Genomic DNA, 22,937 nt, shown 5'->3' on the forward strand with positions numbered 1-22,937 from the left:
TATCTGTTCATGCTTTTTATGATCGGACGGTTGAGGAACTGCTATTCTCGGACGGAGCCAGCTAAACCACCCACGGCACCGAGGCACGTCAACATGAATGCTTTTTCTGCTCGATCTGAAACAGCCATGGATCACCGTCGGAGTGCATTCGCGTGGCGACCTGAAGCCGATACGCTCATTGCCTTGGCCACGTTGCTGGCGTTTTCCCTGTGCTACTACGCGGGGACCGCGATTGATAGCCTTTTTCTCTGGCTCGGCATTTTGGTCTTCGGAACCTTTGTCCCTCTCTGGACGGTGCTGCACCGGCGCCGAGAGACTCTTGCAGGGGTGGGGATCACGAGAAAACTCCTGCTGGCATCCCTCGCTATTTCCCTGGTGCTGGGTGCCGGGTCCGCCTACCAGCTGGTCACCTTGGCCAACGCCAGTGGCGCCGATATCGCAAGCCATCTGGCGGCGAACTTCTTGGTCTTGTGGGAACCGTTCTTTGTCTTTGGATGGTTGTATCTGCGGTGGGAACGCGCTTTCGGATGGTTGCCAGCTATTGCGCTGACTGGCCTCGGCTTCATGGTTCAGCACCTCGGTTCGGTTCCGGTGGCAGCTGCAGCAGGATTCGGTGTTTTCGCGATCTTGTTCGCGATTGCCTTTGCCATGATGCGCAACCTCGCGGTGTTGTGGCCGCTGTTCTACCCAGTAGCCAGTGGAATCGGGACCTTGCAGGCTGGGTATTCGATGGGATGGGGCGATGCCGGCATCTCGGCTATCGTACTGGTGCTCCAGCTGGTGATCTTCTGGTGGATCGCCAAGAGGGCCAAAAGCCTGCCTGCAGCCTAGCCCAAGGCGCCAGCGGCATAGGCAGCCTGCCCGACATGGACCGAGGCGTCGTCAATGATCGATACCAAGCGCACCCCACGGGTAACCGCCGGGTCCCAGCTTCGATCAATGATTTCGTTGAGTTCGTCCTCGCGCAGTCTTGAGGCGTAGCCGCCGAGCGCGGAAAAGCACGCCTCCAAATAGTCCAGGAGCAGCTGCTGGTCGTTGACGATGATCGAGCGAGCCTGCTCGGCGCTGTGCCCGAAGCCCATCGAATCGCCGAGCTCGCCCAAATTGAAGCGGTCCCGGAACTGCTCCCAGAGTTCAGGCTGACCGCTCAGCGCCGAGAGCTGGATATCTGCTTCGCGCCCTGAATGCCATAGAAGCCATGCAATGGAGTTGGGGTGGTTGCCCGGGTGCGCGTTGAGCTGTTCATTGCCCAGCTTCGGTAGCGCGCGTGCCGCGTCAATTGTCCGCTGGGCCAAGTCTGACAGGAGCTCGGAGACTTTCATGATTCCTCGTTCTTCCCGCGATGCCAGTCGCAGGATTCGTTATCGGCAATGAATTCGGCGGCGAGATAGGTGGCAACGGCGGCAGTGTTGTCGCTGGCAGTGCATACCAAGGCGCTGGATGCTCCCATGGATCGCAGTTCTGCAGCGGCCGCCAGGCTGATCGCCGTGCCGTACCCCTGGCCGCGGGATGCCGGATGCACCGCGATGGGCTCCAGCAGCCCTGGCCGTCCGGGACCAGCAGACCAGACCGCTGCGACAGCCAGCGGGTTCATGTCGCTGTCATAGGCGGTCAGGCATTGCCCCTGGGCATAGATGGGAGTACTGGCCATGGTATGCCAGCGCTGCACCGCACGCGCCAAGTCTTCTGCTGAGAAATCGGCGCCGCGAAAGGCATTGAGGTGGACTTCCATCCATTGGCTGGCTTGGGCGGAATCGACCCGCCGAAAGGTAAGCTCCGGCAGATGCACCGGAGTGTCCAGCGAACGGCGCAAGGGAGTCCATGCTTCGCCCGGAACCCACCCGTTGGCCTGCAGGACCTGGCCCAAGGCCGTCGCGCCGCGGGCTTCGATGCTGGCGGATGAGGAAGGGAAGATCCGCTGTTGCGGCGAGAGGAGGTCGGTGTGGATCTGCTCGGCCAGCGGCTGGATGCCGACGTAGTCCGGATGCAGGGCCATTCGCATGAGATCCGGGCCATCGAGCAGGCCAATGGCATAAATCGATTCGCGATCCGCCCAGACCCGCAGGCTTTGCGCAGTGATTTCCAGACCCCGCATTGCGTACCAGCCCACATCCCCGGGATGCAGCTGCAGGGGCAGGCCATCGCGTTGCCAGCTGGCGAGCTCATCGACGAGGTCGGCAACCTGCGCCGCGGCGGGGGTAAGCATTCTAAGGCCCATTGGCCCATTCAAGCACTGGGCCTGCCATGGGACAAGGGTTCGCGGCAGGCAGCGGGCCAGCAGCATCCGCCGGATGCTGCTGGCCCGCTGCCTATGGGCGTGCAAGTTGCATCGGACTACAGGTTGGCGGTGGCCTTCCACGCAGAATGCACGGCACCGTGGATGTAGTTGACCGCACTGGCATCGCCGATGACATCGACGCTGAATCCGGCACCGCGCAGCTGATCGGCTACCGGCGCGGCACTGGTGGTGCCATCGGCGTAGATGACCATGTCGGCCGGGGCGCTGAACTGCTCTTCGCCTTCGGTCCATTCCACGGTCTTCTCGGTGATGCGGGTGACCGAGACATTGCGGTGGATCTTGACGCCATGCGCGAGATTCTCCTTGACGGCGGTCCAGCGGCGCGGCATGGCCAGCGGCAAGCCCAGCTGCCGGCTCTCATGGACCAGAGTGACGTTGCGGCCGCGCTCGGCCAGGAACTCGGCCAGTTCCAGTCCCACCAGCGAGCCGCCGATGACTACAACGTCCTTGCCCATCGGCAGCCAGAACTTGGTGAACTGGCGGACGAATTCCGGGGACTTGGTCAAGCCCGAGAGTCGTCCGAGCTTGCCCATGGTGCTCAGCACCAGTCCGGCTTCCTCGGCTGTAGCGGTACCCAGCATCATGGCGCGCAGGGTGTCGCCGGTCTGCACGTTGGGCAGGTCGCCGCCTGGCATGTCCGGCTTCGGGCGCACGGCGCCGGTAGCGACAATGACGTGGTCGGGGTTCAGCCCGCGGATGGTTTCCGCGGTGGCTGGGGTATTGAGCTTCACCGCAACCCGCAGGCGCTTGAGCTCGGATTTCAACCAGCGCAGCAGGCGCTCGTTATCCGGGGTGGTCATGGTGGAGAACCACATGGTTCCGCCCAAGCGGTCGGCCTTGTCGACGATGGTCACCCGGTGCCCGCGCTCGGTGAGCACGCGTGCGCTCTCCATGCCCGCAGGGCCCGCGCCAACGACAACCACATGCTTCGAGGCGCTTGCCGGCTTCAACGGCAGCAGCTTCTCGTTACCCAGTGCCGGGTTCACTGCGCAGAACGGGGTGTCATCGAAGAAGTTCTCCGCCACGCACAGGTAGCAATTGATGCATGGGCGCACCTGGTCAAGCTTTCCGTCGCGCAGCTTGTTGGGAAGCTCCGGGTCGGCCAGCAGCTGGCGTCCCATGGCAGCGAAGTCCACCTTGTTCTGGGCGATCGCCTTCTCGGAAATGTCCGGGAGCATGCGGCCCACGGCGATCACCGGAATGGAAACATGCTTCTTGATCTCTGCGGCATTCTCCAGGTAGGCCCCGACCTTGTTCGGCAGCGGCCCGTCGGTGAAGTTGTCGAAGGGGTTGCGTCCCCAACCGGTCACGTGGATGCCGTCAGCGCCTGCGGCTTCGAACATCTTGGACGCCTCGATGGATTCGGCAAGGCTCAACGCGCCTTCCTGGCCGTATTCCTCTCCGGCTACGCGCACCAGGATCGCCAAGGAATCTCCCACACGTTCCTTGACGGCGGCGATGACCTGGCAGGCCAGGCGGGCACGGTTCTCCAGCGAGCCGCCGTACTGGTCGGTGCGCAGATTATCGCGCTGGTTCAAGAAGACGCCAAGGATGTATCCGTGCGCCGCGTGGATCTCGATGGCGTCTGCTCCGCCCTTGGCTACGCGTTCTGCCGCGTCGGCCCATGCGGCGATCAGCCAGTCGATGTCCTCTTGGGCCATCTCGTGGTAGCTGGCTTGCTTGCCCTTGGTGGCAGCACCCATCTTCGCGAGTTCCTCGGGGGTGCAGTCGGCCAGCGCGCTCATGGAGTAGCTGTAGTCCGGCTTGTTCGGCGCCATGACTGGACGTCCGTTGGCGGTGTCTACGCGCGCTACCTTGCCATGGTGGGTGGACTGGATGCACAGCTTGGAGCCTGCAGCGTGGATGGCGTCGGCTAGTGCCTTGATGCCCGGGATGTACTTGTCGTCTGACAGTCCCGGTTCCTTCATCGAGGCCGCTCCGTAAGGGAAGGCGATAGCGCATGCGCCGGTGATGACAAGTCCGGCTCCGCCGGCGGCACGCGCGACATAGTGGTCGATTTCCGACTGCTCGATTTCACCGCCTTCGGAAACGTTCATGTCCATAGCGGGAAGGACAATGCGGTTGGCGGTGCTCATAGGCCCGATCCGGCCTTCTGACATCAGGTGGGGAAAATCCGTGTTGCTCATGGCAACATAACACCGGCGGAAAATGCTCCAATTTCCGCCAGGAGAATCTTGGAATCGGAATTAATGGCACTAAGATAAACAACTTGCTCAAATTCAAGCATGTAATCATGGTGTTAGAAATTAGCATTGCAACTAATTCTTGTGGAAATCCTGCGAAAAGAATTCTTGTTTCCATTGCCTAAGTCAACGATAATCAATTTCCACATGTGGATATTATTGGCCGGTTCAACGAATGCGCGAAGTGACCTGAATCACACCAGCGGTAGGCTGGAAGCATGTACTGGGAAAATATCGTCTTCGATGCCGAAAGCCCGAAACAGCAAGGGGAATTCTGGGAGACCCTGCTCAAATGCCAGATGCTGACCGATAACGCCGACGGCTATGAAACCCGGCTGCAGCTGGCCGGACCGAGATACCTGGATTTGTGCTTCCCCGCTGTCCGGGACCCGGACCGTGCTCAACAGCGCGTGCACCTGATCCTCGGATCCGGCACCCATTTCAGCGAACGTCTTGGCGATCGGCACCCGGATGCCATGGAGTCCAGGCTCGATGCCGCAGGCAACGAATTTCTGCTCCGTGCCCACGACCAGGACGCAAGCGGCTTGGTGCTTGAAGCCCTGCAACTGGCCTGCGTTGACCCGGCTGGAGATGCAGAATTCTGGAAGCAGCTGCTGGGCTGGGACATCGTTGCGCGGTCTCCAGCGGTTCTGGCTCATCCATCAGGCGCGGGCCCGCGGCTGGTCCTTGTCCGGGAGGCTTCACCCAAGACTGCGGGGAAGAATGCGATCCATCTGGACCTGCGTCTCGAACAGGCCGAGAGCATGGAGGACGCGTTGGGAATCATCTGCGCATTGGGCGGCAAGGAACTGGACCGTCCGTGGGGTACGCTGCCATGGCGGGTATTCCAGGACCGCTCGGGCAATGAATTCTGCGTCCTGGCCCCGTCGGCTTCCAACCGGTGACGGATCCGGCAACGCCCCGAGGCCGCTAAACGCAATTATCGGCACTACCCAAGGAAGAAAGTGCAACCACACCTAGGCAATGAGCACACCGTTGCGGTGATCCCGGGGCAGTCACGCCGCGGGATCGCGGCTCTGGCGCTCCTGCTCGCAACTGCCACCCATTTGCTGGCACAACTGTTGTGGCCTTCGGGGCTGCTGGCGGACGCCACGCAGATCCTGCTGATGCCGCTGTTGGCAGGAACGGTTCTCGCCCTCACCACCTCGCCGCGTGGCACACTGGTCCGGCTGGTGCTCATAGCCCTTTTCTTCTCGTGGGTCGGTGACACCTTGCCCCGGTTCATGGACGGCGATTCTGCATTCCTGGCCATGGTTAGCGCATTCCTGGTTGCGCAGTTCTTCTACATCGCCGCTCTGGCAAGATACTGGAAATCTTCGATACTGCGCCATTGGTGGATGCCGCTTCCTTATCTTGCCGCATTTGCCCTGCTGCTGGTCCTCTGCTCACCCAGTGCGGGAGTGCTGCTCGCCCCGGTGATCATCTATGGCTTGGCATTGACGATGATGGCCATCCTCAGTACCGGGCTGGGTCCGATCGCAGGCTTCGGCGGCGCAATATTCTTCCTCTCCGATTCCTTGATCGCGCTGCGCTCATTTGCGGATATCGATGTCCCCGGAATGGGATTCTGGATTATGCTCACCTACGTAGCTGGCCAATGGATGATCAGCTACGCTGCGAGCCAGCGCGAGGCACAGGAGAAGAGCACGGTGAAATGCGAGTAGCCCCAAAGAGCAGGATCCCGTTGTTCATGGTGCATGGCAACGGGGTAGACCACCGTATCCTCAAGCCGCTGGAAGCAGAGCTGGCCAACGCGCAGATCTTCGACTTGCACTACGTCGACTTGCCCGGCTTCGGAACCTGTCCACCGCTAGGGAACCCCGGGGGACTGCCAGAACTTGCAAACTGGTTGGAGGAACTGATCAGGCAAACCGCGGGAGAGGGGCCGTTCGCACTGCTGGGCAACTCTCTTGGCGCCTTGCTCTGCCAGGAGATGGCCGACAGGTTTCCCGGCCAGGCCCAAGGACTATTCCTCCTGGCCCCAGTGGTCTTTCCCGATGCCTCGCGGCGCACTGTGCCCGAAGCGCAGGTAGTCGTAGAGGATCCCGGGCTGTTGGCCCGGATAGATCCCCGCCAAGCACAGCAATTCTCCGATATTGCCGTGGTGCAATCGCAGCAGGCGTGGCAGAGCTTCGCGCAGTGGGTGCTGCCCGGGCTGGACTGCGCGAACTTGCGCTCTATGGCCAAGCTATCCAAGCGCTACTTCCTGGATCCTCTGCCCGTGGAGCGTAAACGCCAGCTGGATATTCCGGTAACCATCCTGTGCGGGAAACAAGACCACATCACCGGATACCGGGATCCAGAGCAGCTATCGCGCCGGTACCCCTCGATGAGGATCCGCGTGCTTGATTCTGCAGGGCATAACGTGCACCTTGAGCAGCCCGAGCAGGCCGCGGCCGAATTGCGGGACTGGGCACACCGCACGGGCCGCATGAACGAGCCGGCTTGAGCCGGGGAAAAACCGCATGCTGGTGTGCCGCAACGATCCATGAAAACTTGAGGAATCGCTGGCACCCGGCTACATTTCGAATCAGCAAGTACGGATTCGCTTGAGCATGAAGGAATATGGCATGGAAGAGACTCTCCTGCTGCGCGAGCTGTCGAGCGTGGATGAAGTGCCTGACCTGCTCGACATTTGGCGCAGTTCGGTGGAACGCCGGGGAGACTTCCTCTCGGCTGCTGATATTGATGCGGTGGCCGTCGCCCTGGAAGCTGTCTATAGCCAATCGGTCTCAGTCAGGATTGCCCAGCATGGTCGACGCATTGTTGGCTTTGCGGCATGGAGCAGTACACGCATCGAACTGCTCTGGGTGAGGCACACTGATCGCCAGAAGGGTGTGGGCCGCATCCTGCTGGATGAAATCATCGCCAGCATTCCCGGGATCAGCGTTCATCTCGATTGCCAGCGCCAGCCTGCCATTGCGTTCTTTGGCGACTGCGGATTCGTGCCTGTGCCCGGGGAATCTGCATCGTCGCCGCAACGAGTCGTATTGCGCCACGTGTAGTCTTCAGCCTGGATCGTGGCACGATAGTTTCATGAGTGAAAATAGCCGTGAGATCCGTGAAGTCAGCATCGAACGCGTCGAGGCACGCAAGTACAGGGCCACTAGCCTCGAATCGGGAGCCAGCCTAGAATTCGGCCAGGGCGAAGGATTGCTAACCCCGGTGGAGTTGCTGCTTGCTGCCATCGCAGGATGTTCCGCAATTGATGTTGATGTGGCGACCACCAGGAGAAGCGAGCCTGAGAAATTCGAAGTCAAAGCGGGCGGCTACAAGGTCTCTGAGAACTCGGCGAGCCGGATGGAGGACATCCATCTTGGTTTCGATTTGAAGTTCCCCGATACCGAGGAAGGCCGCAAGGCAGCCAGCATGGTGGAGCGCATCGTCAAGCTTTCGCATGACAAATACTGCACCGTCTCCCGCACCGTTGAACTGGGCGCTTCCGTGCGGAGCGAAGTCATCAACTAGGTAGCGGGACTTCCGGCAATTCCCGGATTATTAAAGGTCAATGGCTGAATCCGCAATAGCTTCCATGGCAATTCACGGGTTTGGACGCAACCGCGAACTTTCTAACATTGCGTGGATCAGTTGTCGGCAAGGTCTTATTATTCGGAATTCGTTGAATACATCGGGATATAGTCAGCTTTTCGCAATTCGAGCTGTGAAAGTCCAATGATTCAAGCTGGGAGCATGGGTCTTTGCCCTAGTCAGCGGAGAACCTTCATCGTAGGGTCGGACTGTCCCTACGTTGAAGGAGCAGCAATGCAGTCTGAGAACGTTTTAGGCAATATCGACTGGGCGTCGATGCTACAAAAGGTTGGCATCGCGCTAATCATCCTCATCATTACGTGGCTAGTTGCACGCATAATTCGTTGGGCTGCCGCCAAACTGGTGAACAGGGTGAAGTTCCTGCAAAAGCAGGGCAATGACGGAGAACAAATAGGCCAATCCCTGGGCAAGGTCGCGGGGTTGATTGTCTGGCTCTTCGGCCTCGTGGCAATCCTGCAGGTCTTCGCTCTATCCGAAGTGCTATCGCCGGTGCAGGGCATGCTCGGCGGCGTCATGGCCTTCATCCCCAACCTCATCGGTGCGGGCTTCATCTTCTTCATTGGCTACGTCATCGCGAATATCGTTCGCCAGCTGCTGAGGACCGGTTTGGGAACTGTCGATTTTAGCGGACTGGTCCGCAAGGTCACCCCAGGCAACGAACCAGTAGATGAAGTTCAGTCTCGCGAATCCCAAGCGAAGATCGTTGACATCATTGCCAACATCGTCTTCGCCTTGATCCTGCTAGTCGTCGCAATATCAGCCCTGCAGGTTCTGGGCATCGCGGCAATTTCGGTACCTGCCCAGCAGATGCTGCAGCTGGTCTTCACCGCAATCCCGCAGGTCATCATGGCCTTGGCGCTCTTGGCCGTGGGTATCCTGATTGCCAAGTTCGTCGGGCAGCTACTTGAATCCACCCTCCACGGCGTGGGTACCGACACTGTTGTTGCCCAGTGGGGCGTAGTTCCCGAGGGCAAGAGCGCTTCGGGAATCATCGCTGGCATCGTCAAGATTGCTATCGTGCTGTTCTTCGGTGTGATGGCGGCCCAGATGCTGAACTTCCCAGCGATCACCAATATCCTCAATGAGATCCTGGCCTTGGGCGGCAAGATCCTCTTCGGCGCAGCAATTATCGCCGCAGGTTTCGTCATCGCCAATGTGATTGGCCGCTTCTTGGGTGACACTACTGCTTCGAAGATCATCCGCTACACGGCAATTGCGCTGTTCGTGGCGATGGGCCTGAAGTACATGGGTATCGCCGATTCGATCATCAACATGGCCTTCGGCGCAATCGTCATTGGCGCAGCATTGGCAGCGGCTCTGGCCTTTGGCCTCGGCGGTCGTGATGCTGCGGCCCGCACGCTGAAAAAGATGGAGGCCCAACAGGCCACCAATGGCCCGGACTCGACGCCACCGGCATCGAACCCAGGCATCTAACCACGCATCACAAAACCTGAGGGACAGATAAGAAGTCGTGGAATCCAAAACCGGATTCCGCGACTTTTTTGATGCCCGCCAAGCTACTGCTGCGTGCCCCACGGCAAGGGCATGACCGCAGAGCCGCCATCGGTACGCAACCGCGCGTAGGTGTGCACATCGATGCGTTCTCCGGCAACCAGGAATTTGCCCCGCTCGACACCTTCGTGCAGGAAGCCGTTGCTTTCTGCCACATGCTTCGACCCGGGATTATTTGCCCGCAAGCCCAGCTCCAAGCGGTACAGTCCCAGCTCGTCGAACAGGTAATCCACCAAGGTTGCCACGGCGCGGGTGGCCAGCGACCGGCCCCGGTAATTCTGGTTCATCCAATACCAAATCCACGCGTTCCGATTGGCCGGGTCGACCGTACCGCACACCAGTCCCACCAGCCGATCCCGATATGCGACGGCCATCGCCTGCTGGCGTTCCCCGGCCTCCAGCAGTGCGCGCACATACGACTCAGCCTTTTGCGGGGAATCCGCGTCGCCTTGGCGCAACATGTCGGGGTTCGAGGAGAATGCCTCGAAGACCGCTTCGGCATCCGAAAGGCGCAGCCGGCGCACCGAGAATTCACCGTCGGCATGCACGGTTTCCTTCGGTCCTGCAGATGGCTGCGGATGAGCGGCGGCCGTGCCCTGGTGGAAGAGCTGCTGCCAGCGGCCCTGCTCATGGATCCACAGTGAACTGCGTTCGCTGGGGGAACCGGAGAGCAGCTTCCAGCGCAGCAGCACCAGCTGGTCTGAAAGCTGGAGAGCCACCGGGCTTTCGACTTTCAACGCCCCGGCATCCCGTGCCGGCTCCTGGGCCAGCTGGGCAATGATGGCCTCGCGATCATAGACTCGCCCGCTGGCTCCCACCTCGGCGAACCGAGGATGCAAGCGCCGCTGCAATTGCTCCTGGCTATGGCGTTGGCTGGATTCCAAGAGTTCTTGCTCCAACGAGATGATGGTGCTGGATAGCGCAGAACCTTGGGAAAGCACGATAGGGAAGTCATGGAATGCCATGTCAGCAAGTACATCACAGAAGATGACGGAACTGCGTTCAGTGAAGTTCGACTTTATGAGCTGCATCATGCTTATAATCGCTGTAATCCGCGGGAGCCTGAATCGACCAGGCTGAGAGGGCACCGAGCCGACCGCTACACCTGATGCGGGTCATGCCGCCGTAGGAAGGAAGCGTGCCCTTGTGCATGTCAACATTGTTGGCGCCGGGATAATCGGCCTGGCCGTCGCGTTCGAGCTGGAATCACGCGCACACACCGTCACCCTCATCGATCCGGCACCCGGCCAAGGTGCAAGCTACGCGGCAGCAGGAATGCTGGCCCCGGTAGCTGAAACGGTCTGGGGCAATGGCCCGTTGCACCAGCTGCTTGCCGCCTCGAATGCCGCCTATCCGCAGTTCATCGAGCGCATCGAATCGGCCACCGGGCAACGCCCGGACTACTTGCAGAACTCCACGCTCGTTGTCGCCGCAGAGCCTGCGGACCGCGAAGCCCTGCACGAGCTGGCCGAACTGCAGATATCCCTCGGCCTGTCAGCGCAGAAGCTGCTGCCCAGCCAAGCCCGCAAGCTCGAACCAGCCTTGGCCGCCAATATTGCCGGCGCGGTCCTGTGCCAAGATGACCACCAGGTCGACCCTCGATCCATCGTCAAGATCCTGTTGGAGCATCTGCGTCCGCACCTGGTCGAGGAACGGGCGCAGGCACTGGTGACCGACGGGAAGCGGACCACCGCTGTGCGGACCGCATCGGGCCGAATCCTCGAAGCGGAGCAGACCATCGTGGCCACCGGTCTTGGCACCCTCGATGGCTTGAACGAACTTCCGCTGCGCCCGGTCTACGGGGACATCCTCCGGATCCAGGGACCAGCAGGCCCGCCGCTCATCACCCGCACCATCCGCGGCATCGTGCACCGGGAACAGGTGTATCTGGTGCCGAGAAGGGACGGCAGCCTCGTCCTTGGCGCCAGCGTCCGTGAAGACCGGCAACAAGCGGTGAACATTGGCGCGATGCACCTGCTGCTGGACAACGCGAGAAAGCTGGTCCCCGGCATCAGCGACTGCACGCTGAACGAAGCAACGGCCCGGGCACGTCCCGCCACGCCAGATGACCGGCCGCTGCTTGGACGCCTTGATCCAGGGCTGCTGCTCTGCACCGGGTACTCCCGGCACGGCGTGCTGCTGGCTCCGCTGGGCGCAACGCTCACTGCGGATCTCGCCCACGGCCACCAATCCCACCCCTTGCACCAGGCTGTGGATCCCCACCGCTTTGCCAACGCAACCTAGACCGCTCACCGAACGGAGCAGCAACCATGACAAGCATCGGCATCAATTTCAATTCACGGCAACTGAACCTGGACGAAGGAACCACCCTTCGCGAATTCATCAGCACGCAAATCGGCAAGGAACTGGACGCCAACTCGGTGGCCGCTGACGGCAGCAAGCTCGGAGTTGCCGCCGCCGTCAATGGCGCTGTCGTTCCACGCAGCGCCTGGAATAGCTACCTGCTGGCCGAAGGGCACAGCATTGAACTCGTTACCGCGGCCCAGGGAGGCTAGGCATGGAAACGCGCAACATCACCGAGCTGGACATCCACAGCGACCCATTCCAGATCGCCGGACGCACCTTGTCCTCGCGCTTGATCCTCGGCACCGGGGGAGCGAGTTCGCTGACCACCCTGGAAAGCGCCCTGCAGGCCTCCGGAACGGAGCTGACCACCGTGGCCATCCGCCACTTTTCGGCGGCCGGCGCAGGCAACGTGTATGAACTGCTGCAGCGCAACAACGTGATTGCGCTGCCCAACACCGCTGGATGCTTCACCGCCCGCGATGCGATCCTCACCGCGCACCTGGCCCGTGAAGCTCTGGAAACCAATTGGATCAAGCTCGAAGTCATTGCCGATGAGCACACGCTGCTGCCGGACCCGCTGGAACTGCATGCGGCCACCGAGCAACTAGTGGCCGACGGGTTCCAGGTCTTCGCCTATACCAATGATGATCCGGCACTTGCCCAACGCCTGCAGGACGCCGGGGTTGCGGCAATCATGCCGGCCGGAGCGCCGATCGGCTCGGGCCTGGGGATCCTGAATCCGCACAATATTTCCACCATCGTCTCCCGCGCGCAGGTACCGGTGATCCTTGACGCCGGGGTGGGCACCGCCTCGGATGCGGCCCTGGCCATGGAGCTCGGCTGCGACGCGGTGCTGCTGGCCAGCGCGGTGACCCGGGCGCACAACGCGCCGCTCATGGCCAGGGCCATGAAGGATGCCGTGCGTGCCGGGCGCGCCGCGCGGCTCGCTGGCCGGATCCCGCGCCGCGATACCGCACTGGCCTCCTCGCCGGCCGAAGGCATGATGCGAACCCTGGTCGGTGACTTCTCGTGAGCCGGGAAGCCCTGGTAGCACCCGGCGCGCAGCTGGAACCGGAAGAGCTGGCGCGCTACTCCCGGCACTTGTCCCTGCCCGGGGTGGGAGAAGAAGGGCAACGCCGCATCGCCAACGCCAAGGTGCTGGTTATCGGAGCCGGGGGCCTGGGCAGTCCCATTGCCAGCTACCTGGTCGCTGCGGGAATCGGCACCCTCGGGGTCATCGACGATGACACCGTCGAGCTGTCCAATCTGCAACGACAAACCATGCACCGGCAACAGGATGCAGGGCGCCTGAAAGTGGATTCGGTGCGGCGGATGGCCCACGAGCAGAACCGGAACGTCCAGATCATCACCGTGGATGAAAAGCTGGATGAATCCAACGCCGTGGCACTTTTCAGTGAATATGACTTGGTCATCGACGGCAGCGACAACTTTGCCACGCGGTACCTGTCCAATGATGCCGCGGAAATCACCGGCACCCCGCTGGTGTGGGGAACCCTCTTCCAGTTCTCCGGGCAGGTGTCCGTCTTCGATCCGCGCACCGGCCCGATGCTGCGTGATCTTTTTCCGGAAATCCCCGACGCGGACTCCGTGCCCAGCTGCGCCGAAGGAGGAGTCTTCGGCGCACTGTGCGGCGTTATCGGTTCGGTGATGTGCGCCGAAGCCCTGAAGCTCATTACCGGAATCGGGACCACCCTGAGCGGCAAGCTCTGGCTCTATGATGCGCTGGAAGCCACTGTGCGGACCCTCGATTTCGCCAGGGATCCGCAACGTGAGCCGGTGACCGGGCTGGGGGAGTACCAGCCGGTTTCCTGCGCTGCCGAAGGGCATGTCCCGGAGCTCACAGTTCAGCAGCTAGCGGAGCTGGAAGCGGATGAACCGGTATTGCTGGTGGATGTGCGCGAATCCTGGGAACGCGACATCATAGCGATCCCGCACAGCCAGCACCTTCCGCTCGCGCAGCTCAAAGAACGGGGACTGGGAAAGCTCGCGCACAGCGCTTCGGCGGTCGTATTCGTGTGCAAAACCGGTGCCCGTTCGCAGCAGGCAGCGCGGATCACCATGTCAGGTCGGGATGCAGGCATTGCCGTCTACAGCCTCAGCGGCGGAACCGTGGAATGGGCCAGGCAAGTGCGGGGCCAGCAGGTGGCCTACTAGGGCTCAGGCGCATCTTTGGCGCGCAATTCACCGGTGGGAAGTGGAGGCGCTCTGGCATACTGGCGCTATGACGTTGGGAAAGACGCTGGAGATCCGTGAATTGGAAAGCCAGGACGAACAGCAGGCAATCGACGCCCACCACTTGGTGCTTCGCGAAGACTTCGAGTTCTTGCCGACTTGGTCTGCAGCCGAGGACTGGGAGGACTATATCTACCGGATGAAGGCAGGGCGCCGAGGCGAGCACATTCCAGAAGGCTGGGTTCGCTCGGCGCTGTTCGCCGCCTTTGACGAGGGAGACCTGGTTGGCCGGGTTTCCGTCAGATATGAAATCAACGAGAGCCTTTTTCAGGTCGGCGGACATATCGGCTATGGTGTAGTTCCCGAGTATCGTCGCCGTGGTGTGGCACAGGAACTGTGCAAATTCGGGTTGCAGGAACTTCGCGAATCAGGAATTGAACATGCGCTGGTTACCTGTGATTCCGATAACATCGGTTCAAAATCCACCATAGAAAAATGCGGCGGCTTGCTTGACGCTGAACTCCCGGAAATTGAAGTCAACTTTGGGCCTAGCAAGCTGCGTTTTTGGATGCCAACGCGGTTAATCCGCTGAATTCTTTGCGACAGATACATGAAATTCCTGTATGTTCTGACACAGATCAACAGACTATGAGTCTCGAGCGCGTAAACTGGATTGTTGGGTCGACTTTGGCCCCGACTCCACAGACCCAAATTTTCGAGCGGAAGTGAGCCTTCACGCATGTCAGCAAACACCATTACTCGCGATGAACTTCGCAATGTAGCCATCGTTGCGCACGTTGACCACGGCAAGACCACCCTCGTCAACGCCATGCTCCAGCAGACTGGCGCATTCGACAGCCATGGTGAAACCGAAGATCGCGTGATGGACTCAGGTGAGCTGGAACGCGAGAAGGGCATCACCATTCTTGCTAAGAACACCACCGTGTTCTACAACGGCCCAGCAGCCGAGGGCAAGAAGATGACCATCAACGTCATTGATACCCCAGGCCACGCCGACTTCGGTGGCGAGGTGGAACGCGGCCTGTCCATGGTTGACGGCGTGGTTCTGCTCGTTGACGCATCCGAGGGCCCGCTCCCGCAGACCCGCTTCGTGCTGCGCAAGGCATTGAGCGCCAACCTGCCAGTGATCATCGTGGTCAACAAGACCGACCGTCCCGACTCCCGCATCGATGGCGTCATCTCCGACTCCATGGACCTGCTGCTGGGCTTGGCTTCGGACTTGGCTGACGAAGCTCCGGATCTGGACCTGGACGCAATCTTGAACGTTCCTGTCGTCTTCGCCTCGGGCAAGGCCGGCTACGCTTCGATGAACCAGCCTGGCGATGGCACCTTGCCGGATAACGAAGATCTTGAGCCACTGTTCGAGACCATCATCAAGCACGTTCCTGCACCGACCTACACCGAAGGTGAAGTCCTGCAGGCCCACGTCACCAACCTTGACGCTTCGCCATTCCTTGGGCGCCTGGCGCTGCTGCGCATGATCAACGGCACCTTGCGCAAGGGCCAGCAGGTTAACTGGGCCCGCCAGGATGGCACCATGAAGCAGGTCAAGATCACCGAACTGCTGGCCACCCAGGGCCTGACCCGCGTTCCAGCTGACGAAGCTGGTCCAGGCGAGATCGTTGCAGTTGCCGGTATCGAAGACATCATGATCGGCGAGACCCTCACCGACCTTGAGAACCCTAAGCCGCTGCCACTGATCACCGTTGATCCACCTGCGATCTCGATGACCATCGGTATCAACACCTCGCCACTGGCTGGCAAGGTCAAGGGCGCCAAGGTCACCGCACGACAGGTCAAGGATCGCCTGGACAAGGAACTGATCGGCAACGTTTCGCTGAACATCCTGCCTACCGAGCGTCCAGATGCTTGGGAAGTCCAGGGCCGTGGCGAATTGGCACTGGCCATCCTCGTTGAGCAGATGCGCCGTGAAGGCTTCGAGCTGACCGTTGGCAAGCCACAGGTTGTTACCAAGATGGTTGACGGCAAGGTTCACGAGCCAATGGAACGCATGACCATCGACGTGCCTGAAGAGTACCTGGGTGCTATCACCCAGCTGATGGCATCGCGCAAGGGCCGCATGACCGACATGGCTAACCACGGCACCGGCTGGGTTCGCATGGAATTCATGGTTCCAGCACGTGGCCTGATCGGCTTCCGTACCCGCTTCATGACCGAAACCCGCGGCGCCGGCATTGCTGCCTCGCTGGCTGAAGGCTACGAGCCATGGGCAGGCCCAATCGAATACCGCATCAACGGTTCGATCGTTGCCGACCGTTCAGGCGTTGTGACTCCATTCGCGATGATCAACCTGCAGGAGCGCATGAACTTCTTCGTGAAGCCAACCGAAGAGGTTTACGAGGGCATGATCGTCGGCGAGAACTCCCGCGCCGACGACATGGACGTGAACATCACCAAGGAAAAGAAGCTCACCAACATGCGTGCTGCTTCCTCGGACTCGTTCGAGAACCTGACCCCACCACGTAACTTGACCCTGGAAGAGTCGCTCGAATTCGCTCGCGAAGACGAGTGCGTTGAGGTTACCCCGGAAGCCATCCGCATCCGCAAGGTTCTGCTGAACGCCAACGACCGTGCCAAGGCTACCCGTGCACGCGCTCGCTCCTAATAAGCGCAAATCCCTCGGCAGCAACTTCTCCGCGCTCTGGCGCGGTGTTGTTGCCGCCGTGGCAGCAGGATTATTCGGGACCGCAATCCACGCCTCCATCAGCTATGTCGGAAACGACATCCCGCTGGTTTGGGGTGTGGGTCTGGCCTGGCTCCTGCTCGGAGTTCTGGTGTACTGGGCTGCGGTTTCTTCATCGAAGCTGTGGGCCGGTGCGCTGGGGTTCATCGGTTGCTATGTGACCGTTGGCCTGATTTCCTATGTGGGCGATGACCAGCTGATCTTGGGCATGGAGTACTACAAGTACCTGCCCGGGCCAACGCTGGCCTCGGCCTTGTGGATGTATGGAATGGTTATTCCATCGGTGATTGCCCTGCTGTGCTCCTTGCGAGTGCTGCGCAAGCAACAACGCCAGAACTGAAAACAGAAGGAGCTCTTCCCAACGGGAAGAGCTCCTTCTGTGTTTAACTAGGCGAAACGCAGGCTACTGGTCTTTGCGCGCATTGCCGGTGATATCCAGGTGGTGGGCCAAGAACAACGAGGTGGCAACGCCATCTGGATCCGGATCTCGCATCGCGTAGTCCTCAATCACAGCGCGCAGCCGGCTCATGAGATCCTTCTGGCTTTCTTCATTGAGCTTCAGGCCCAAGCGGATTACCTGTATCTCCTGGGGATCAAGTCCCTCGATTTCCTGCAGGAAGGTGTCCACCAGCATGGGGGCCGCGTCGGGAATGCGCGTGCCCCAGGACTGCTTGGTGCTGCGGTAGGGCACTTCTTTGGCGCCACGGTTGCCTCGGCGTGATTCTTCTGCCGCGAGGTAACCGTTGCTGACCAGGGTTCGCACGTGATGCAAGGAGGTGGCGGGATTCAAATCGAGAATGTCCGCAATTTCCTTGTTCGTTCGTGACTCATGCAGGCACAAGCGCAAGATGCGAAGCCTCAGCGGGGAGCTGAGGGCTCGTGCTCGCGATTGGACAAGTTTATCGGAGGGCATGGAAACAGCATACGCGAAAAGCGCTGAGTGATTGGCAGTTTCAAATCACATGTCGTCCCAAGCGGTATGGGTGTGCCCGCGGCAGCAACACCTGGAAGCAGGAAAATTGCACGGCTTGCAGGCTGCTACTCGGTGCGAGGGGCACGGGGCCTGCGGCGCGCCGGAGCCGGCGGTACCCGCTTGGCGTGAGTGATCGCCGCGCGGGGGATGCATACCAGTTCAGCCCGGGTTTGGATGCTCACCGATTCCTCCGTCACTTCCTGCAGCTCGCCCAGTGCATCGGAAAAATGCTCACCGGCCCGGCCGTCGGCCAAGCGGTAGCGGACAACAAGCCGTTCACCGGGCGTCACATCACTGAAATTAAGCATTTGGAAGCGTCATCTTTTCGTAAGAAGAATTCATCTGGACCCCGGGAAGCTGAAATGTGAATGGTCGATTACGTCACAGCGAGCCAATGGGCGGTCCGATGCATGGGTATCAGGACTAGACTGTAGTTTGAGCTGGTAAAGGATTCAAAGAGCATCTGAGGAAACCACTAGCTCCTGTTGAAACCACCCAGTGCAAGGAAAGGTCTCGGCCCTCGTGACTTACATCATCGCTCAGCCGTGCGTCGACGTTAAAGACAAGGCGTGCGTCGAAGAGTGCCCGGTAGATTGTATCTATGAAGGTGAGCGCTCGCTCTACATTCACCCGGATGAATGCGTTGACTGCGGCGCCTGCGAACCTGTCTGCCCCGTTGAAGCCATCTACTACGAAGATGACGTGCCGGATGAATGGGCCGACTATTACAAGGCAAACGTCGACTTTTTCGACGAACTTGGATCCCCGGGCGGCGCCGCTAAAATTGGTAACACCGGCACTGACCACCCACTGATCAGCGCCTTGCCACCACAGAACCAAGGCTAGGTTTTCACTTTTATGCTTGAGCTCCCCGATTACCCCTGGAACCAGCTCGCCCCATACCGCGAGCAAGCATCCACGCATCCGGGGGGAGTCGTGGACCTGTCGATCGGCACGCCGATCGATGGCACGCCGCAACTGATCCAGCAGGCGCTGGCCGAGGCGGCGAACTCGCACGGATACCCGACCACGCACGGCACCATTGAAGTTCGCGAGGCCATCGTCGACTGGTTCGCCCGTCGCCGCAATGTCACCGGTTTGAGCACCGATGATGTCATGCCAACGGTCGGTTCCAAGGAAATGGTGGCATGGCTGCCGCTGTTCCTGGGCCTGGGTGCCGGCGACATAGTGGTACGTCCAGAGATCGCCTACCCCACCTATGACATCGGCGCCCAGCTGGTTGGCGCGACCCCCATCGCCACCGACGACCTTTCGGATTTGACTGCTGAGCAGCGTGAACGCGTGAAGCTCATCTGGGTCAACTCGCCAGGCAACCCGACCGGCAAGGTCCGTGCTACTGCCGAGCTGGCAAGCATCGTGGCCCAGGCGCGTGAGATGGGTGCCGTCGTGGCCTCCGATGAGTGCTACGCCGAACTGGGATGGGATGAATACGAGGGCCAGGTGCCAAGCATCCTGGACCCGGCGGTCAACGGAGGAAACCTCGATGACCTGTTCGCCCTGTACTCGCTGTCCAAGCAGTCGAACCTCGCCGGATACCGCGCCGCTTTCGTTGCCGGCGCCCCGAACCTGATGCCAACTCTGGTCAACAGCCGAAAGCATGCGGGCATGATCGTGCCCGGTCCAATCCAGCACGCCATGGTGGTGGCATTGAATGACGACGAGCATGTTGCGGCGCAGCGCGAGCTGTACCGGGCACGCCGGGCCATGCTGCGGCCAGCGCTGGAGAACTTCGGCTTGGCCATCGATGATTCGGTGGCAGGACTGTACCTGTGGTGCACCGCTGGGCGGCCAAGCTTCGAAACCATCGGGGCTCTGGCGGAACTGGGCATCGTTGCCGGTCCTGGCGTCTTCTACGGCACCGCGGGGGAACGCCATGTACGCGTGGCCTTGACCGCCTCCGATGAGCGGATCGCGGCTGCCGTTGAACGGTTGAATTCTTCCGCCAACCGGTGAAGATGACACCCTAATTAGCTTGAATGGGTCAAATCGCGGTATGTTCTACGGTGACGACTGACCTTTCGGAACTACACGCTTTCCGGTTAGGAGATGCAATGACAGATACCACATCTGCACAGCTACACTTTGGAGAATCCAACCTCGAGCTGCCAGTAATTCAGGCAGCAGAGGGCAATGACGGATTTGGCGTAGCCCCACTTTTGAAGACTACCGGGAACGTGACCTACGATCCCGGCTTCATGAACACCGCGGCTACCAAGTCCGCGATTACCTACATCGACGGCGACGCGGGCATCCTGCGCTATCGCGGTTACCCAATCGAGCAGCTGGCCGAGAAGTCCAGCTTCATCGAGGTAACCTACCTGCTGATCTACGGCGAACTGCCGACTGCTGATCAGCTGGCCGAGTTCGACAATTCGCTGCGCCGCCATACCCTGCTGCACGAAGAGCTCAAGGGCTTCTTCGGCGGCTTCCCGCGCGACGCGCACCCGATGCCGGTCTTGTCCTCGGCTGTTTCGGCCCTGTCGACCTGGTACCAGGATTCGCTGGATCCGAAGGATGACGCACAGGTTGAGCGTTCGACCCTGCGCCTGCTGGCAAAGCTGCCGGTATTGGCTGCGTACGCGCACAAGAAGTCCATCGGCCAGGCATTGCTGTACCCGGACAACTCGATGAACATGGTCGAGAACTTCCTGCGCCTGTGCTTCGGCACCGCTGCCGAGCCTTACCTTGCGGATCCGGATGTGGTCAAGGCCCTCGACTTGCTGCTGATCCTGCACGCTGACCACGAGCAGAACTGCTCCACCTCCACCGTGCGCCTGGTCGGTTCCTCCGAAGCCAACATGTTCGCTTCGGTTTCTGCAGGTATCCATGCACTGTCCGGCCCAGCCCACGGCGGCGCCAACGAAGCCGTGCTGAAGATGCTGCGCGAGATCCAGTCCTCCGGCATCTCCCCAGAAGACTTCATGCAGAAGGTCAAGAACAAGGAAGACGGCGTACGCCTGATGGGCTTCGGCCACCGTGTGTACAAGAACTACGATCCACGCGCCAAGATCATCAAGAAGACCGCTCACGACCTGCTGGCAAAGCAGGGCAAGAACGAGCTGCTTGAGATCGCGATGAAGCTGGAAGAAACTGCGCTGAATGATGAGTACTTCATCTCGCGTAAGCTCTACCCGAACGTGGACTTCTACACCGGCTTGATCTACACCGCAATGGGCTTCCCGGAGAAGATGTTCACCGTGCTGTTCGCCATCGGCCGTCTGCCAGGCTGGATCGCACAGTGGCGCGAAATGATCAAGGACCCAGAGCTGAAGATCGGCCGCCCACGCCAGCTGTACATGGGTGAAACCGCTCGCGACTATCCCGGCTACCAGGCCTAGGGCGAGTTTCCGGATTCCGGCGGCAGGACCTGTCTTCCCACACAAGTGGGGCGACAGGTCCTTCCCTGTTTTAAGCGGTACTTCGGGAGTATCCTATGAGGCAGAGGGAACGACAAGTGTGCCGAAGAGTCAGGTGGTATGCATGTACCAACGTCGTGGAAATAATTGGTCGCTAGCCATAAATACCAATCAGAATATGCTGATGGCGTTGTACCTGCGCGAACTGTCAGGCGTCCACCCCGCGGAGGCCGGACCCAATAGCCGGCTGGCTTCCAATATCAAGAACCGCAACAAGATCGACGACTCGCATGGACAGCTCAAGCAGGAATGGAGCTCCTGGTGGGATTCGCTGACCGCAATAGCGCCGGCCAAGGAGCCGGCGGCCAGCGATGCACTGATTGAACGGCTTCAAGACGACGGCTACCCGGCCCTGGCCCGGCTGGCACGCGCGCACTACGGCCAGGCCACGGTTTTTGCCCAGCAGCATGCCCAGGACTTTGCAGAAAACAGTGGCAAGTACGTGCCGCACCGCATGGATGAGCTGGAAAGAATCCTCATCGACCACGGGGTGGAGCACGGCATGCAATCCACCCGCCAGGAAATCCAGCTCATTGACGTGCCCCTGGACGAGCCCAGGGCATGGCTGACCGGCACGGCTACCATCGTGGCCAGTACGTCGCTGCTACGCGACTCCAAGGCCTTCCACGGCTTCATCCAGCCGATGGTGACCATCATCTTCCCCGGCGGATAGCCCAGCAATAAAAAACTGGCAGATCACTTCCGTGATCTGCCAGTTGGATTGCAGGGCAAGAACTAGTTGGCGTGCAGTGCGCTGTTCAGCTCAACGGTCTGGCCGGCGCGCGGCAACGCCTCAACTGCTCCGGTGATGGAATTGCGGCGGAAGAGCAGGTTCGGCACGCCGGAAAGCTCCAGCGCCTTGACCTGCTTCTCGCCCAGAACCACACGGGTGCCGGCGGTCACGTACAGGCCAGCTTCCACTACCGAGTCGTCACCGATGGAAATGCCTACACCGGCGTTGGCACCCAGCAGTACGCGTTCGCCAATGACAATGCGCTCCTTGCCGCCACCGGAGAGGGTGCCCATGATCGAGGCACCGCCGCCGACATCCGAACCATCGCCGACAACGACCGAAGCGGACACGCGGCCTTCCACCATCGAAGTGCCCAAGGTGCCGGCGTTGAAATTGACGAATCCTTCATGCATGACGGTGGTGCCTTCGGCCAGGTGGGCGCCGAGGCGCACGCGGCCAGCGTCGGCAATGCGCACGCCGGCTGGGACCACGTAGTCGACCATGCGCGGGAACTTGTCCACGCCGTACACGGTGACCGCTCCACGGGCGCGCAGCTTCAAGCGAGTCACCTCGAAGCCCTCCACCTGGCAAGGCCCGAAGTTGGTCCACACGACATTGGCGAGGTGGCCGAAGATGCCGTCGAGGTTGATGCTGTTCGGCTGGACCAGACGGTGCGAGAGCAGGTGCAGGCGCAGCCACACATCGGCGGTGTCAGCTGGTGCTACATCAAGATTAATGGTCAGTGAAACGACCTTCTGGGTGGTGCCGCGGGCTGCATCGTCCTGCGCGGCGGCAGCGAGTTCACCGGAGAGCCCTTCAGCCTTGGCGAGTTCGCCCAAGACTGGAGCCGGGTACCAAACATCAAGGATCGTTCCATCGGATGCGACCGTTGCCAGGCCATGGGCTGAGGCTAAACGGACAGATGATTCGCTGGATGTCACAGATTCTGAAGTCATACACTGATCGTATCTTTGTTGCCCGGAG

At 60.5% G+C, this 22,937-nt stretch carries 25 protein-coding genes and 1 riboswitch; of the genes, 18 read left to right on the forward strand and 7 right to left on the reverse strand.

Features of this window, described 5'->3' with window-relative positions:
• The first annotated feature begins 126 nt into the window (after window positions 1–126).
• Window positions 127–831, forward strand: a complete 705-nt coding sequence (locus tag ACIOTN_RS02135; protein WP_105657555.1) for a hypothetical protein — start codon at window positions 127–129, stop codon at window positions 829–831.
• Here the strand turns inward: ACIOTN_RS02135 and ACIOTN_RS02140 are convergent.
• The 3 genes from ACIOTN_RS02140 to ACIOTN_RS02150 all read right to left on the reverse strand — a co-directional run bounded on the left by ACIOTN_RS02140 (window position 828) and on the right by ACIOTN_RS02150 (window position 4,395).
• On the reverse strand, window positions 828–1,322 hold the full coding sequence (locus ACIOTN_RS02140) for a DinB family protein (protein WP_402734750.1): 495 nt from the start codon (window positions 1,320–1,322) through the stop codon (window positions 828–830). The two genes, ACIOTN_RS02135 and ACIOTN_RS02140, sit on opposite strands and share 4 nt — an antisense overlap.
• Window positions 1,319–2,206, reverse strand: a complete 888-nt coding sequence (locus tag ACIOTN_RS02145; RefSeq protein ID WP_402734751.1) for a GNAT family N-acetyltransferase — start codon at window positions 2,204–2,206, stop codon at window positions 1,319–1,321. The genes ACIOTN_RS02140 and ACIOTN_RS02145 overlap by 4 nt, the downstream gene beginning before the upstream one ends.
• A gap of 128 nt (window positions 2,207–2,334) precedes the next feature.
• Window positions 2,335–4,395: an FAD-dependent oxidoreductase gene (locus ACIOTN_RS02150; protein ID WP_402734752.1), complete on the reverse strand. Its 2,061-nt coding sequence runs from the start codon at window positions 4,393–4,395 to the stop codon at window positions 2,335–2,337.
• Window positions 4,396–4,721: 326 nt separating this feature from the next.
• Between ACIOTN_RS02150 and ACIOTN_RS02155 the strand changes: the two genes are divergently transcribed.
• The 6 genes from ACIOTN_RS02155 (at window position 4,722) to ACIOTN_RS02180 (ending at window position 9,507) form a co-directional block, all read left to right on the forward strand.
• Window positions 4,722–5,408 (forward strand): VOC family protein, encoded by a 687-nt coding sequence (locus tag ACIOTN_RS02155; RefSeq protein ID WP_402734753.1) that lies wholly within the window; start codon window positions 4,722–4,724, stop codon window positions 5,406–5,408.
• 60 nt (window positions 5,409–5,468) lie between these two features.
• Window positions 5,469–6,188 (forward strand): lysoplasmalogenase, encoded by a 720-nt coding sequence (locus ACIOTN_RS02160; RefSeq protein WP_402734754.1) that lies wholly within the window; start codon window positions 5,469–5,471, stop codon window positions 6,186–6,188.
• Window positions 6,179–6,973, forward strand: coding sequence for an alpha/beta fold hydrolase (locus ACIOTN_RS02165; protein WP_166650723.1), 795 nt, complete (start codon window positions 6,179–6,181; stop codon window positions 6,971–6,973). Before ACIOTN_RS02160 ends, ACIOTN_RS02165 begins: the two co-directional genes overlap by 10 nt.
• Before the next feature lie 121 nt (window positions 6,974–7,094).
• Window positions 7,095–7,529: a GNAT family N-acetyltransferase gene (locus tag ACIOTN_RS02170; protein ID WP_166650724.1), complete on the forward strand. Its 435-nt coding sequence runs from the start codon at window positions 7,095–7,097 to the stop codon at window positions 7,527–7,529.
• 31 nt (window positions 7,530–7,560) lie between these two features.
• Window positions 7,561–7,992: an OsmC family protein gene (locus tag ACIOTN_RS02175; protein ID WP_105657548.1), complete on the forward strand. Its 432-nt coding sequence runs from the start codon at window positions 7,561–7,563 to the stop codon at window positions 7,990–7,992.
• 294 nt (window positions 7,993–8,286) lie between these two features.
• Window positions 8,287–9,507 carry a mechanosensitive ion channel gene (locus ACIOTN_RS02180; protein ID WP_133833686.1) on the forward strand — a complete coding sequence of 407 codons (1,221 nt, stop codon included), beginning with the start codon at window positions 8,287–8,289 and terminating at the stop codon, window positions 9,505–9,507.
• Window positions 9,508–9,590: 83 nt separating this feature from the next.
• On the opposite strand, the gene ACIOTN_RS02185 is transcribed toward ACIOTN_RS02180, so the two are convergent.
• The gene (locus ACIOTN_RS02185) at window positions 9,591–10,550 is read right to left on the reverse strand and encodes a GNAT family N-acetyltransferase (protein WP_402734755.1); all 960 of its coding nucleotides are present in this window, start codon (window positions 10,548–10,550) and stop codon (window positions 9,591–9,593) included.
• Between the two features lie 79 nt (window positions 10,551–10,629).
• A riboswitch (TPP riboswitch) is annotated at window positions 10,630–10,734 on the forward strand.
• Here ACIOTN_RS02185 and thiO point away from each other — a divergent pair.
• The 7 genes from thiO to ACIOTN_RS02220 all read left to right on the forward strand — a co-directional run bounded on the left by thiO (window position 10,732) and on the right by ACIOTN_RS02220 (window position 17,150).
• The gene (gene thiO / locus ACIOTN_RS02190; RefSeq protein WP_105657679.1) at window positions 10,732–11,829 is read left to right on the forward strand and encodes a glycine oxidase ThiO; all 1,098 of its coding nucleotides are present in this window, start codon (window positions 10,732–10,734) and stop codon (window positions 11,827–11,829) included. Its footprint overlaps the riboswitch before it by 3 nt.
• Window positions 11,830–11,855: 26 nt before the next feature.
• Complete coding sequence (thiS, locus tag ACIOTN_RS02195) at window positions 11,856–12,101, forward strand: sulfur carrier protein ThiS (RefSeq protein WP_105657546.1); 246 nt, start codon at window positions 11,856–11,858, stop codon at window positions 12,099–12,101.
• A gap of 2 nt (window positions 12,102–12,103) precedes the next feature.
• A complete protein-coding gene (locus tag ACIOTN_RS02200; protein WP_105657545.1) occupies window positions 12,104–12,925 on the forward strand; it encodes a thiazole synthase in 822 nt (273 codons plus the stop codon).
• On the forward strand, window positions 12,922–14,067 hold the full coding sequence (gene moeB, locus ACIOTN_RS02205) for a molybdopterin-synthase adenylyltransferase MoeB (protein ID WP_402734756.1): 1,146 nt from the start codon (window positions 12,922–12,924) through the stop codon (window positions 14,065–14,067). Before ACIOTN_RS02200 ends, moeB begins: the two co-directional genes overlap by 4 nt.
• Before the next feature lie 67 nt (window positions 14,068–14,134).
• Entirely contained in the window at window positions 14,135–14,677 is a 543-nt protein-coding gene (locus tag ACIOTN_RS02210; protein WP_402734757.1) for a GNAT family N-acetyltransferase, read from the forward strand.
• 147 nt (window positions 14,678–14,824) lie between these two features.
• Window positions 14,825–16,732: a translational GTPase TypA gene (gene typA / locus ACIOTN_RS02215; protein ID WP_105657542.1), complete on the forward strand. Its 1,908-nt coding sequence runs from the start codon at window positions 14,825–14,827 to the stop codon at window positions 16,730–16,732.
• A complete protein-coding gene (locus tag ACIOTN_RS02220; protein ID WP_105657541.1) occupies window positions 16,713–17,150 on the forward strand; it encodes a hypothetical protein in 438 nt (145 codons plus the stop codon). The genes typA and ACIOTN_RS02220 overlap by 20 nt, the downstream gene beginning before the upstream one ends.
• Before the next feature lie 63 nt (window positions 17,151–17,213).
• On the opposite strand, the gene ACIOTN_RS02225 is transcribed toward ACIOTN_RS02220, so the two are convergent.
• Both ACIOTN_RS02225 and ACIOTN_RS02230 read right to left on the reverse strand, forming a co-directional pair.
• Complete coding sequence (locus ACIOTN_RS02225; protein WP_105657540.1) at window positions 17,214–17,723, reverse strand: helix-turn-helix domain-containing protein; 510 nt, start codon at window positions 17,721–17,723, stop codon at window positions 17,214–17,216.
• 125 nt (window positions 17,724–17,848) lie between these two features.
• Window positions 17,849–18,091, reverse strand: coding sequence for a hypothetical protein (locus ACIOTN_RS02230; protein WP_133833693.1), 243 nt, complete (start codon window positions 18,089–18,091; stop codon window positions 17,849–17,851).
• 214 nt (window positions 18,092–18,305) lie between these two features.
• Between ACIOTN_RS02230 and fdxA the strand changes: the two genes are divergently transcribed.
• From fdxA to ACIOTN_RS02250, 4 genes are all read left to right on the forward strand, one after another.
• Window positions 18,306–18,629, forward strand: coding sequence for a ferredoxin (fdxA, locus tag ACIOTN_RS02235; RefSeq protein WP_013349521.1), 324 nt, complete (start codon window positions 18,306–18,308; stop codon window positions 18,627–18,629).
• A gap of 12 nt (window positions 18,630–18,641) precedes the next feature.
• A complete protein-coding gene (gene dapC, locus ACIOTN_RS02240; protein WP_105661519.1) occupies window positions 18,642–19,757 on the forward strand; it encodes a succinyldiaminopimelate transaminase in 1,116 nt (371 codons plus the stop codon).
• Window positions 19,758–19,855: 98 nt separating this feature from the next.
• Window positions 19,856–21,142, forward strand: a complete 1,287-nt coding sequence (locus tag ACIOTN_RS02245) for a citrate synthase (RefSeq protein ID WP_105657537.1) — start codon at window positions 19,856–19,858, stop codon at window positions 21,140–21,142.
• A 142-nt stretch (window positions 21,143–21,284) separates the two neighbouring features.
• Entirely contained in the window at window positions 21,285–21,893 is a 609-nt protein-coding gene (locus ACIOTN_RS02250; RefSeq protein ID WP_332730571.1) for a hypothetical protein, read from the forward strand.
• A 62-nt stretch (window positions 21,894–21,955) separates the two neighbouring features.
• Here ACIOTN_RS02250 and dapD read toward each other — a convergent pair whose 3' ends face one another.
• Window positions 21,956–22,909, reverse strand: a complete 954-nt coding sequence (gene dapD, locus ACIOTN_RS02255) for a 2,3,4,5-tetrahydropyridine-2,6-dicarboxylate N-succinyltransferase (RefSeq protein ID WP_105657535.1) — start codon at window positions 22,907–22,909, stop codon at window positions 21,956–21,958.
• Between the last annotated feature and the right edge of the window lie 28 nt (window positions 22,910–22,937).

Source organism: Glutamicibacter sp. NPDC087661, from assembly GCF_044743275.1.
Classification (GTDB): Bacteria; Actinomycetota; Actinomycetes; order Actinomycetales; family Micrococcaceae; genus Glutamicibacter.

Coding starts and splice junctions, on each gene's coding strand:
- ACIOTN_RS02135 (WP_105657555.1), top strand. CDS start 127: ATGGATCACCGTCGGAGTGCATTCGCGTGGCGACCTGAAGCCGATACG.
- ACIOTN_RS02140 (WP_402734750.1), bottom strand. CDS start 1,322: ATGAAAGTCTCCGAGCTCCTGTCAGACTTGGCCCAGCGGACAATTGAC.
- ACIOTN_RS02145 (WP_402734751.1), bottom strand. CDS start 2,206: ATGCTTACCCCCGCCGCGGCGCAGGTTGCCGACCTCGTCGATGAGCTC.
- ACIOTN_RS02150 (WP_402734752.1), bottom strand. CDS start 4,395: ATGAGCACCGCCAACCGCATTGTCCTTCCCGCTATGGACATGAACGTT.
- ACIOTN_RS02155 (WP_402734753.1), top strand. CDS start 4,722: ATGTACTGGGAAAATATCGTCTTCGATGCCGAAAGCCCGAAACAGCAA.
- ACIOTN_RS02165 (WP_166650723.1), top strand. CDS start 6,179: ATGCGAGTAGCCCCAAAGAGCAGGATCCCGTTGTTCATGGTGCATGGC.
- ACIOTN_RS02170 (WP_166650724.1), top strand. CDS start 7,095: ATGGAAGAGACTCTCCTGCTGCGCGAGCTGTCGAGCGTGGATGAAGTG.
- ACIOTN_RS02175 (WP_105657548.1), top strand. CDS start 7,561: ATGAGTGAAAATAGCCGTGAGATCCGTGAAGTCAGCATCGAACGCGTC.
- ACIOTN_RS02180 (WP_133833686.1), top strand. CDS start 8,287: ATGCAGTCTGAGAACGTTTTAGGCAATATCGACTGGGCGTCGATGCTA.
- ACIOTN_RS02185 (WP_402734755.1), bottom strand. CDS start 10,550: ATGGCATTCCATGACTTCCCTATCGTGCTTTCCCAAGGTTCTGCGCTA.
- thiS (WP_105657546.1), top strand. CDS start 11,856: ATGACAAGCATCGGCATCAATTTCAATTCACGGCAACTGAACCTGGAC.
- ACIOTN_RS02200 (WP_105657545.1), top strand. CDS start 12,104: ATGGAAACGCGCAACATCACCGAGCTGGACATCCACAGCGACCCATTC.
- ACIOTN_RS02210 (WP_402734757.1), top strand. CDS start 14,135: ATGACGTTGGGAAAGACGCTGGAGATCCGTGAATTGGAAAGCCAGGAC.
- typA (WP_105657542.1), top strand. CDS start 14,825: ATGTCAGCAAACACCATTACTCGCGATGAACTTCGCAATGTAGCCATC.
- ACIOTN_RS02225 (WP_105657540.1), bottom strand. CDS start 17,723: ATGCCCTCCGATAAACTTGTCCAATCGCGAGCACGAGCCCTCAGCTCC.
- ACIOTN_RS02230 (WP_133833693.1), bottom strand. CDS start 18,091: ATGCTTAATTTCAGTGATGTGACGCCCGGTGAACGGCTTGTTGTCCGC.
- dapC (WP_105661519.1), top strand. CDS start 18,642: ATGCTTGAGCTCCCCGATTACCCCTGGAACCAGCTCGCCCCATACCGC.
- ACIOTN_RS02245 (WP_105657537.1), top strand. CDS start 19,856: ATGACAGATACCACATCTGCACAGCTACACTTTGGAGAATCCAACCTC.
- ACIOTN_RS02250 (WP_332730571.1), top strand. CDS start 21,285: ATGTACCAACGTCGTGGAAATAATTGGTCGCTAGCCATAAATACCAAT.
- dapD (WP_105657535.1), bottom strand. CDS start 22,909: ATGACTTCAGAATCTGTGACATCCAGCGAATCATCTGTCCGTTTAGCC.